7 protein-coding genes are annotated in these 10,982 nt (G+C 69.0%); 5 read left to right on the top strand and 2 right to left on the bottom strand.

Annotation, left to right across the window (positions count from 1 at the left end):
* Positions 1-240: 240 nt before the first annotated feature.
* Positions 241-2,526 carry a fused MFS/spermidine synthase gene (locus tag HKK72_RS42090; protein ID WP_187234137.1) on the top strand — a complete coding sequence of 762 codons (2,286 nt, stop codon included), beginning with the start codon at positions 241-243 and terminating at the stop codon, positions 2,524-2,526.
* 62 nt (positions 2,527-2,588) lie between these two features.
* On the opposite strand, the gene HKK72_RS10640 is transcribed toward HKK72_RS42090, so the two are convergent.
* Positions 2,589-3,908, bottom strand: coding sequence for a 2-oxo acid dehydrogenase subunit E2 (locus tag HKK72_RS10640; RefSeq protein WP_187234136.1), 1,320 nt, complete (start codon positions 3,906-3,908; stop codon positions 2,589-2,591).
* A 1-nt stretch (position 3,909) separates the two neighbouring features.
* On the bottom strand, positions 3,910-6,090 hold the full coding sequence (locus HKK72_RS10635; RefSeq protein WP_187234135.1) for a thiamine pyrophosphate-dependent enzyme: 2,181 nt from the start codon (positions 6,088-6,090) through the stop codon (positions 3,910-3,912).
* A 186-nt stretch (positions 6,091-6,276) separates the two neighbouring features.
* On the opposite strand from HKK72_RS10635, the gene HKK72_RS10630 reads away from it, so the two are divergent.
* From HKK72_RS10630 to HKK72_RS10615, 4 genes are read left to right on the top strand one after another with little or no spacing between them, the layout of a single operon-like run.
* The gene (locus HKK72_RS10630) at positions 6,277-6,780 is read left to right on the top strand and encodes a VOC family protein (protein ID WP_187234134.1); all 504 of its coding nucleotides are present in this window, start codon (positions 6,277-6,279) and stop codon (positions 6,778-6,780) included.
* Positions 6,781-6,791: 11 nt separating this feature from the next.
* Positions 6,792-7,490, top strand: coding sequence for a GntR family transcriptional regulator (locus HKK72_RS10625; RefSeq protein ID WP_187234133.1), 699 nt, complete (start codon positions 6,792-6,794; stop codon positions 7,488-7,490).
* On the top strand, positions 7,487-7,960 hold the full coding sequence (locus HKK72_RS10620) for a (2Fe-2S)-binding protein (protein WP_187234132.1): 474 nt from the start codon (positions 7,487-7,489) through the stop codon (positions 7,958-7,960). The genes HKK72_RS10625 and HKK72_RS10620 overlap by 4 nt, the downstream gene beginning before the upstream one ends.
* Positions 7,957-10,104, top strand: coding sequence for a xanthine dehydrogenase family protein molybdopterin-binding subunit (locus HKK72_RS10615; protein ID WP_187234131.1), 2,148 nt, complete (start codon positions 7,957-7,959; stop codon positions 10,102-10,104). Before HKK72_RS10620 ends, HKK72_RS10615 begins: the two co-directional genes overlap by 4 nt.
* The last annotated feature ends 878 nt before the right edge of the window (positions 10,105-10,982 follow it).

Raw genomic sequence — 10,982 nt, 5'->3', positions numbered from 1 at the left:
TACCGGTTCCTTGGCCTACTCGTACAGAGGCGGCGTCGGCCACGGAACCTGAGCAAGTCCCACTTTGGGCCTGAGTTTGGGTCCACGGTCCGTGGTCTCCCGCATTCGGCGCGGATATGCTCCCGCGTTCAGGTGAGGTCCGCTTTTTGGGCCAGTGGGCGTGGCACACCCCATCGGTCGAGCACAGGGGGAAGCGACGACGTGTTGACGACCGAAGCGGCGGTTCACACAGACGGTGCGGTGGCGGGGCGTCCACGCTGGCCGGTGCTCCTCGGAATCGGTCTCTACACCGTGACCAGCCTCGTCGGAGCGGGCCTGCTGTTCGCGGTCGAGCCGATGGTGGCCAAGATGCTGCTGCCCGCGTACGGCGGCTCGCCCATGGTCTGGAACACCGCCGTTCTGTTCTTCCAAGGCGCACTGCTCGCCGGTTACGCCTATGCCCACTGGTCGCAACGGCGACTGGGAGCCCGCCGGCAGCCGCTCGTCCACATCGCCCTGGTCCTGCTGCCGCTCATCGTGCTGCCGATCTCACTACCGAGCTGGTCGGTCGCCCCCGAGTCGACACCGACCGCACTCTGGCTGCTCCTGGTGCTCGTGGTGATGGTCGGGGCCCCTTTCGCCGTCCTCGCCACGACCGGACCGCTCGTGCAACGCTGGTATTCATGGTCCGGTCTGCCTCGCGCCGGTGATCCTTACTTCCTGTACGCCGCGGGCAACGTGGGCAGCTTCGTCGCTCTCCTCGCGTATCCGTTCCTGATTGAGCCGGCGGCGGACGTCGGCACCCAGGCGCGCTGGTGGACCGTCTGCTACGTCGCCTTCGCCGGTTTCATGATCACGTGCGCGATCCTCGTCCGGTGGCAGGCCAGGGGCGCACAGGACGACCCGCCCAGCGCGGCGCCGCTCGCCCTCGATGCGGAATCGGCGGCGACCGTCGAGGCGGCCGAAGAGATCGAGGCGGTTGAGACGGCCGAAGAGGTCGCCGCGATCGAGGCGGTGGAGGAGAAGGTGGGGTGGCGGCGCCGCGCGCGGTGGCTCGGTCTGGCCTTCGTCCCCTCGTCGCTCTTTCTCGGCATCACCACCCATATCTCCACCGACATCGCAGCGGTACCGCTCATGTGGGTGGTGCCACTCGCGCTCTACCTGGCCACGTTCATCATCGCTTTCAGCGCCACCAGGCACCGCTGGCTGACGACGACCGTCCGGCCGGCCGCTCTCTCGGCGCCGTTCCTGCCGTGGGTGCTGGTGGCGTTCGGGCCGCATTGGGGAGTGCTGCTACTACCGCTGGATCTCGCCCTGGTGCTCACCGCCGGCCTCGCGTGCCATGGCCTGCTCGCCAATGACCGGCCGAGCCCGCGGCGACTCACCGAGTTCTTCTTGTACGTCTCCATGGGCGGCGCTCTCGGCGGCGCGTTCAACGCTCTCCTCGCCCCGATCGTCTTCAACTGGGGAGCCGAACTCCCCATCGTGATCGCGGCCCTCGCGCTGCTCCCCGTGGCCAAGGGCAGCGCTTCAAACGCAGTACGCCGCTTCACCTTTCCCGGCAGCTGGGTCTTGTCCACGATATTTCTGCTCATAGCCCCGACGGTCGCGATCCTCTGCTACATCGTGACCGACCTGGTCTGGGCGATCATCCTCAGTGTGGCCATCACGGTGATCTGGGGCTGCTGGATCGTGCGGCGACCACAGGCACTGGTGTTCTCGGCGATCTGCACGGTCGCCATGCTCTTCCTGATCCAGGTGAAGGCCGCACCGGTCCAAGAACGCACATTCTTCGGTAGCTACCGGGTCAACGTCAGCGATGGGCGGCGCGTCTTCTCCCACGGGTCCACGTTGCACGGCTTCCAGTCGCTCAAAGCGACCGAACGCAGGACGCCCACGGCCTACTACTCGAGGAACGGACCACTGGGCGACGTCTTCGCCGGCTACGGCGATCGGCCCACCGGTGATCGTGTCGCCGTGATCGGCCTGGGCACCGGAACGGTCGCCGCCTACGGCCGGGCCGGGCAGCGCATGGACTTCTACGAGATCGACCCGGCAGTGGTCCGGATCGCACGCTCACACTTCACGTATCTTCGCGACTGCGACTGTGAGGCCCGCACCATCGTCGGCGACGGCCGGCTGGAGATAGAACGGATGGCGGACGGCACGTACGGCACCATCGTCTTGGACGCGTTCAGCTCCGACGCCATACCTGCGCACCTGCTCACCCGCGAGGCGATCCAGATCTACGCGCGCAAGCTCGCTCCTGGCGGGGTGCTCGCATTCAACGTCAGCAATCGCAACCTCGATCTCGCTCCGATGCTCGCCTCCACGGCCCGCGCGAACGGCCTGTCGGTGCTCGCCGCAGACGACCCGCATCCATCGAATCCACTGGCATTCGCCTCTGTCTGGGTGGCCATCGGGCGGACCGACGCTGACCTTCGTCCGCTGACCACCCGAGATCCCCGCTGGCAGCCGGTCCCGAACGGCCCGGTATGGACCGACGGCTACTCCTCCATCTTCGGCATCCTGCGGCTCCGCCTCTGAAACACACCCGTCGAAGACATCCGCCTGACCACGTGACCGAGTGCGTAAGAGTGAAGCGCAGGTCACGCCAGGATCTGTACCGGATTCTCGAGCAGTGCGAGGAAGACCCTCATCCATTCGGCGGCGACCGCGCCGTCGATCGGCCGGTGGTCCACCGAAAGCGTCACCCGCATCACCGTTCCGGCCTTCAGCCTGCCGTTCTTGACGACCGGCTCCTGGCGCACGGCACCGACGGCGAGGATCGCCGACTGCGGGGGGTTGATGATCGCGGCGAAGTCCTCGGTGCCGAACATGCCCAGGTTGGTCACGCTGAAGGCGCCGCCTTCGAGCTCGCTCTGCCGTAGCCGGCCGGCCTTGGCGCGTTCGACGAAGTCCTTCACGGTGGTGGCCACCGACGAGACGGTCATCTGCTCGGCGGACCTGAGCACCGGTGTCACGAGGCCTCGCCCGGTCGCGATCGCCACCGACACGTCGACCGAGGAGAAGGACCGCACCGCGTCCGGGGTCCAGATCACGTTCATCGCGGGAACGAGCAGGTGGGCTCGGGCGGCGGCCTTGAGCACCAGGTCGTTGACGGAGATCTTCACCGGGCCGCCATCGTTCAGCCGCTGCCGCAGCTTGAGCAGTTTGCCGACGTGCGCCGTGCCACGCAGGTAGAAGTGCGGTGTCGTCTGCTTGCTCTCGGTCAGCCGAGCGGCGACGGCCGCGCGGATGCGCGAGTGAGGTATGTCGGTGAACGTCTGCGACGCCGCCGTGGCCGCTGGGACCTTCACCGGCCTGGTCACCGGGTCGGTCGCCGGGGCGGGCCCGGCGGGTGCCGCGGTGGGCTGCGACGAGGTGCCGGTGCTCCTGATCGCCGCTTCGACGTCCCTTCGGATGATCCGGCCGTTCGGGCCGGTCCCGGGGATCTTCTCGACGGGGATCCCCGCCTCTCTGGCCAGCCGGCGGGCCAGGGGACTGGAGAAGACGCGCCCACCCGAACCGTTGCTCGATGCGGCGGATGCATTGGAGGCGGTCGAGGCGTCGACGACGGCGCTCTCGGCCGGCCCCGGTCGTAGGTCGAGCCGCTCCGCGGCCGCCACGGGGCCGACGGGGGCGAGGCCTAGCTCGGCGAGCAGCGCGTCGAGGTTCTCCGGCTGCTCGCCCGGCTCGCCGACGAGGGCGATCGGCGCGCCCACCTGCACCTCGGCGCCCTCGGGCACCAGGGTCTTCAGGATGACACCGTCGCTCTCGGCCTCGACGTCGACGACGGCCTTCTCGGTCTCGACGGTGGCGATCGCGTCGCCGGTGGCGTACGGGGCGTTCTCCGCGATCGGCCAGCTCTGCAGGACGGCCTCGATCGCGTTCGCGGCCACTTCGGGCATGCGCAGGATGCCGGCCATGTCAGTACCCGCTCATCTCGTCGAGCTTGGCGGACGCCTCCTCGGTACGGGCGATGGCCGCGCGTTCGAGGACCTTGCTGATGCTGGGCGACGCCTCGCCGCCGGTCACGCGCTGCACCGGCTGGTCCAGCCAGTCGAAGAAGCGGCGCTGGATCTCGTCGGACAACCAGCCGCCGTACGACGTGCCGAGCGCCCCCTGCTCGGCGATGAGCACGTTGCCCGTCTTCTTGATGCTCTCGCCGATCGTGTCCCAGTCGATGCTCGCCCGGTCGAGCCAGCGCAGGTCGATCACCTCGGCGTCGACGGTGCCGAGCGACTCGACCGCCTCGAGGACGTAGCCGGTCATCGCGAGGTAGGAGATGACGGTGAGCTGCGAGCCGGCCCGGCGGACGGCGGCCTTGCCGACGGGTATGCAGTAGTCGAGGTCGTCCACCGGTCCTTGCCCGACCGATGTGTAGAGATCGACGTGCTCGAGGACGACGACCGGATCGTCGCACCGCAGCGCGCTGTTCATCAGCCCCACGTAGTCGAAGGGCGTCGTCGGGGCGACGATGCGCCAGCCAGCCGAGGTGGCGAAGATGCCGGCCGGGTCCATCGAATGCTGCGAGCCGTACCCGGTGCCCATCGCGACCTTGCTGCGGAGTACGAACGGCACGGCGCCGTCGCCGCCGTACATGTGCCGGGCCTTGGCGATCTGGTTGAACAGCTGATCGGCCGCGACCCACATGAAGTCGGCGTACATGAACTCGACCACGGGCCGGTAGCGGCCGTCGAGCGCGATGCCCCCGCCGAGGCCGGTGAACGCGTTCTCGCTGATCGGCGTGCCGAGGACGCGGTCGGGGTGCGCCTCCTTGAGCCCGCGGGTCGCGCCGTTGGTGCCGCCGCTCAGCCGGTGCACGTCCTCGCCCATCACGACGACGGTGCCGTCGGTCGCCATCCGCCGGCCCATCACGCCGGCCACGGCGTCGATGAACTTCTGCTCGGCGAGCTCGCCGGTGAACGTGTCGTGGTCGGCGAAGCGGGCGTCGGCGAACTCGCTGAGGTCCCCTCGCACTCCCACGTCGGCGAAGGCCGGGTCGGGCCATTCCGCCGGCCTGATCCGGCGCTGGCCGGGCTTGCCGCCGGGCAGCGGTTCCAGTAGTACGTCGCCGATCTCGGCCATCAGCTTGGTCGCACGTTCGATCGTCGCGTCGATCTCGGTCTGGGCGAGGATGCCGCGCCGCGTGAGGTGCCCGGAGAGCTGCTTGATCGGGTCACGGTCGCGCCACTGCTTCTCCTCTTCCTTGGTGCGGTAGCCGAACGCGCTGCCGGGGAACGGGCCGTTCTGGTGGAAGTAGCGGTAGACGTCCGCCTCGATCACTGCGGGGCCCTTGCCGTCGCGCATGTGCGCCAGGGCCTCGTTCATCGTGAGGTGGACGGCGAGGGGGTTCATGCCGTCGACCTTCCAGCTCGCGATCCCGAAGCCCGGCCCGCGCGCCGACAGGCGGGGCTCTCCGGTGGCCTCGGTGACGTTGGTCGAGACGGCGTACCGGTTGTTCTCGATGAAGAAGCAGAGCGGCAGGCGCCACGCGGACGCCAGGTTCAGGGTCTCGAGCGTCGAGCCGATGTTGGTCGCGCCATCGCCGAAGTAGGTCACCGAGACCGCGTCGGTGCCGGACTGCCGGTGCGCCCACGCCGAGCCGGCCGCGAGCGGGACCCCGCCGCCGACGATGGCGTTCGTGCCGATGGCGCCGGCCTCCTTCCACTGCAGGTGCATGGATCCGCCGCGCCCATGACTGAAGCCGCGGTCGAGGCCGCAGATCTCGGCCAGGCTCCTGAGCAGCACCGCGCGCACGTCCGGGGAGAACTCCTGCCGGGGATCGATTCCCTTGGGCTCGACGTGCGCGAGCACCTTGGCGAGGAACTGGTGGTGGCCCCGGTGGGATCCGTTGACGGTGTCCTTGCTCGTCAGGGGCAGGATCGAGCCGACGGCGCCGGCCTCCTGCCCGATGCTCGAGTGCGCCGGCCCGTGGACCAGCCCGGCCTTCGCGAGCTCGAGGACGTACTCCTCGAAGGTCCTGATGAGGACGAGCTGGCTGAGCATGCTCGTGAGCAGGGCCGGATCGGCCGCGTCCCAGTCGGCGTCGGTGGTGACGACCTCGACCCAGGGCACCGCGGGGTCGAGCCGGTGGTGCTGAGGCATGCACACGCTCCCGTGCGATCGATCCTGATGTCAGCGCAGCCTGCCACATATTGGATCCAAATATCTAGGGAGATGTCCGATAGACCGTTGTCACCTCAGCGCGTTACGATGGTTTGGATCCAATGTGGCTTGGATTCAATCTGGCTCGATCGCAAAGTGGAAGATCACAGAGTGGAAGAGGGCAGGATGAGCACCGGACTCCCCGGACTGACCCGCGTGGACCACATCGGCTTCACGGTGCCCGATCTCGAGGAGGCGCGGGCGTTCCTGGTGGATGTGCTGGGATGCGAGTACATGTACACGCTGGGCCCCTACCGCCATGACGACGACTGGATGACCGAGCACCTGGGCGTCCATCCGCGTGCCGTGATGCGCGAGCTGCACTTCTTCCGCTGCGGCGGCCAGGCGATCTTCGAGGTGTTCGAGTACTCCGCGCCGGAGCAGGACATGACGGTGCCGAGGAACAGCGACGTCGGCGGCCACCACATCGCCCTGTACGTCGACGACATGGACACCGCGGTCGCGTACCTGAAGAGCCAGGGCGTCACGGTCATGGGCGACCCGACCGCCAGCAGCGGGCCGAGCCAAGGGCAGCGCTGGGTGTACTTCCTCGCCCCCTGGGGCATGCAGTTCGAGCTCGTGTCCTACCCGCACGGCAAGGCCTTCGACCGGCAGAGCCCGGCCGGGTAGGGGATCCGCTCATGCCAGGACAGGTGATCGGGACGACGACCGGGAACAGCGGGAACAACGGCGACGCGGCGAGCCAGCGGGTGGCCGACTACCTGCGCGAGGCGATCCTGAGCGGGCAGATAGCGCCGGGTGAGCGGATCCGGCAGGAGGGCATCGCCGAGCGCTTCGGCGCCAGCCGGCTGCCGGTGCGCGAGGCCCTGCGCATTCTCGAGGCCGAAGGGCTCACCGAGCACCACAGGCACCGAGGCGCCCGCGTACCCAAGCTGGACATGCACGAAGTGGACGTCATCTACCAGATGCGCGAGCGGATCGAGCCGCTCGCGCTCACCGAGAGCATCCCGCATCTGACGGAGGACGACTTCCGGCGGCTCCAGGAGATCCAGCGGAGGATCGAGAGCAACACCGACATCGGTGAGTTCCTCGCGCTCGACCGCGAGCTCCATCTGCTGACCTACAGCGGGTGCGGCATCGACCAGTTGTCCTCGATGGTCGTAAGACTCTGGAACTCCACCCAGCACTACCGGCGCGCGTACATGCACCTGAGCGGACCGGCCCGGCGATGGGTGGTGAACGCCGAGCACCGGCTGCTCCTCGACGCCATCGAACGCAGGGACGCCGTCGACGCCGAACGGTACCTCAGCGGGCACATCCGGCGGACCCGCATTGAACTCTCCCAGCACCCCGAGGTCTTCGCGGAGGCACTTGCATGAAGCAGGCGTACGAGCTGACCGTCAACGGGCGGAGCGTCCGTGTCGAGACGGATCCGGACACCTCGCTCCTGCACGTCCTGCGCAACGAGCTGGACCTGAAGGGGACCCGGTTCGGTTGCGGGGTGGGTCTCTGCGGCGCGTGCTTCGTCCAGCTGGACGGCAACGTCGTCGCGTCCTGCGACACTCCCATGTGGTCCGCGGAGGGCCGGACCGTGGTCACCGTCGAAGGCCTGGCGCCCGGTGACGGCCTGCACCGGCTGCAGCGGGCGTTCGTCGAAGAGCAGGCGGCCCAGTGCGGCTACTGCATCTCCGGAATCCTCGTCAGCGCGGGCGCCCTCCTCGACGCCAATCCGGAGCCGGACGAGCAGGACGTCATCGAGGCGCTCGAACGGAACCTGTGCCGCTGCGGCGTTCAGCGTCGCGTCGTGCGCGCCGTCCTGAAAGCCGCGTCCTCAGAGGAGACCGCATGACGGCCGGACACGAGACCGTGCGGATCAACCAGCTGCCCAAGGACCTGGAGGCGAACCCGATCCTGTCGCGCTGGGTCACCGTCAACGCCGATGACACCATCGGCGTGCGGGTGGGCAAGGTGGAGTTCGGCCAGGGAATCCTCACCGCGCTCGCGCAGATCGCCGCCGATGAGCTCGGCGTCGGCCTGGATCAGGTGCGGATGCTGCCGCCCAACACCAGGTACGGCCCCGATCAGGGCCTGACGTCCGGGAGCATGTCGATCGTCCACTCCGGTCCCTCCCTGCGCGCGGCATGCGCTCAGGTGCGGGTCAGGTTCGTGGCCGAGGCGGCGCGGCGTTGGGACGTCGGCGTCCAGGAGGTCACCGTACGGCAGGGCCGGATCAGCGGGGGCGAACGGACCACGTCGTACGGCGCGCTGGCCGCCGCCGTCGATCTCGACGTGCCCGCCGATCCCGAGGCGCCCCTCACGCAGGGCGATCGGCCGGTGTTCGCCGGTACGAGCTCACCTCGCGTGGACCTGCCCGACAAGATCGCCGGTCGGCCGAGGTACATCCACGACCTGCGCCTGCCCGGGCAGTTGTACGGGCGGGTGCTTCGCCCGCCCTCTCCCGGCGCGATCCTGCGGCAGGTCGACACGTCCCGGCTCGACGGCATGGACGTCGAGGTGGTCAGGGACGGCTCGTTCACCGGTGTCATCGGTGCGGACGAGGCCGAGACGATGCGCGCCGTGGCGGCACTGAGAGACGCCACCACCTGGGAGGAGCACGACGGGCTGCCCGACGAGGACGATCTGCGCACCTTCCTGCGGTCCGGCCCGCACGAGACCATCAAGGTGCTGGCCGACGAGCAGCCGCCGTCGGAGGGGTCCTCTCCGGAGGTGCGGACACTGCGGGCCGCCTACAGCCGACCGTTCCTGGCGCACGCGTCGATGGCGCCGAGCTGCGGGGTGGCGCGCTGGAACGACGATGGCACCCTGTCGGTCTGGAGCCACAGTCAGGGCATCCACAACCTACGAGCCGCCATCGCGTTCGCCCTCGACCTGGACGCGCAGAACATCGAGGTCGAGCACGCGGAGAGCGCCGGTTGCTACGGGCACAACGCGGCCGACGACGCGGCCTTCGACGCGGTGCTGCTCGCCCGCCGCGTACCCGGCCGCCCGGTGCACGTGCAGTGGAGCCGGAGCGACGAGCTCACCTGGTCGCCCTTCGGATCGGCCATGTCCGCCGACGTCGAAGCGATCGTCGACGACTCCGGCGTGGTGCGCTCCTGGCGGTACGACGTGTGGAGCCAGGGGCACACGAGCCGTCCCGGCTACCGCGGGGTGCCCGGCCTGCTCGCCGGCGCCTACCTGGAGCGGCCCCTGAACCAACCCGCGGCCGCCGACCCTCCGCTCGCCAACGGCGGCGGGACGATCCGCAACGCGGTGCCGATCTATGACTTCCCGGCCCGCCGGGTCACGGGCCACCGGTTGCTGGAGACACCGATCCGTTCGTCGGCGATCCGTTCACTGGGCGCCTTCATGAACGTGTTCGCGATCGAGTCGTTCATGGACGAGCTCGCCCTGGCCGCCGGCGTCGACCCGCTGGCGTACCGCCTGACGCATCTCGGCGACGCTCGCGGGCGGAAGGTCCTCGAGACGGCGGCCAAGGCGGCGGGCTGGGGCACACCGGTGCCGGACGACAGAGGGCGCGGGATCGGGTTCGCCCGGTACAAGGGCAAGGGGGCCTACTGCGCGGTGGTCGCGGAGGTGGAGGCGGAGCAAGAGGTCCGGGTCCGCCGCCTGACCATCGCGGTCGACGTCGGCCAGGTCGTGAACCCCGACGGGGTGCGCAACCAGATCGAGGGCGGAGCCGTCCAGGCGGCGAGCTGGACGCTCAAGGAGCGGGTGCGGTTCGACCGGCGCAGGATCACCAGCGACACCTGGGAGAGCTATCCGATCCTGCGCTTCAGTGAGACGCCGGAGATCTCCGTGGAGCTGGTCGAGGAGCCGGGCACACCCCCCATGGGTGCGGGCGAAGCGGCTCAGGGACCGACGGCGGCGGCCATCGCGAACGCGATCGCGGCCGCCATCGGGGTCAGGGCCAGGGACCTGCCACTCACCAGCGCGGCGATCGTCGCCGCCATCGAAGCCTCCGCCTCATGACCCCATCCGCATGCACCGTCCCACCGCCGAACCCTCCGCCTCCTGACCCCATCCGCATGCACCGTCCCACCGCCGTGATCATGGACTTGTGCGCGTCGTTTGCTTACAGCAGGACGTTGTGGCGGCGAACAACTGCATGATCACCGCCGGGTCGGCGCCCTCCAAGGGTCGCGCGCAGAACCTGCACTCCCGTGATCATGCACTTGTGCGCGCCCCACGGTCCCGTCAGACGTGGTCGCGCGAACAACTGCATGATCACGGGGGAGGTCGTTCCACGTCGTGATCATGCACTTGTTCGCGCCCGTAGTCGCGGCGGGCGTGGTCGTGCGAATAAGTGCATGATCACGGCAGCAGGAGACACCTACTCTCACCCTGCCGGGGGGCTTTCAGGCGCGCCCTGCCGGGGGGCCTCCGGTCGCAATCCTGCCGAGGGGCCTCTGGCCATGCCCTGCCAGGCGAGTCTCCCGACGAGTGATGGAGTGGATCAAGGATCACGGCACCTCCAGGCACCCCGATCCTTGATCGACCCCCGCGGACCTCATCCGTGATCATGCAGTTGTTCTCGCCGTCTGGTTGCGGCGGGGGGTGCGGCGGCGACTAACTGCATGATCACCACTGTGGGTGCCCTGATCCTGCGGGGGCCCGCGCGATCGCAGAGCCTTCTATGTCGTGATCATGCACTTGTTCGGGTCAGGTCGGTGCCCTGGTCACGCTGGTCGCGTCGGTTCGGTGGTCTGGTCGCTCTGGTTGGGGTCCGTCGCGGTTCCGTTGCGTTCTTGGGGAAGGGCGGCTATTCGGAGGGCTCGGTATGGGCTGGGCCCATTGGGATCGGACGGTGCTTCAGTGCCTCGTCGACGATCTGCTCGGCGGAGGCGTCC

The organism is Actinomadura sp. HBU206391 (assembly GCF_014323665.1).
Lineage (GTDB): Bacteria > Actinomycetota > Actinomycetes > Streptosporangiales > Streptosporangiaceae > Actinomadura_C.
The sequence above is the reverse complement of the archived record's forward strand: the minus strand, read 5'-3'. Positions and strand labels throughout refer to the sequence as shown.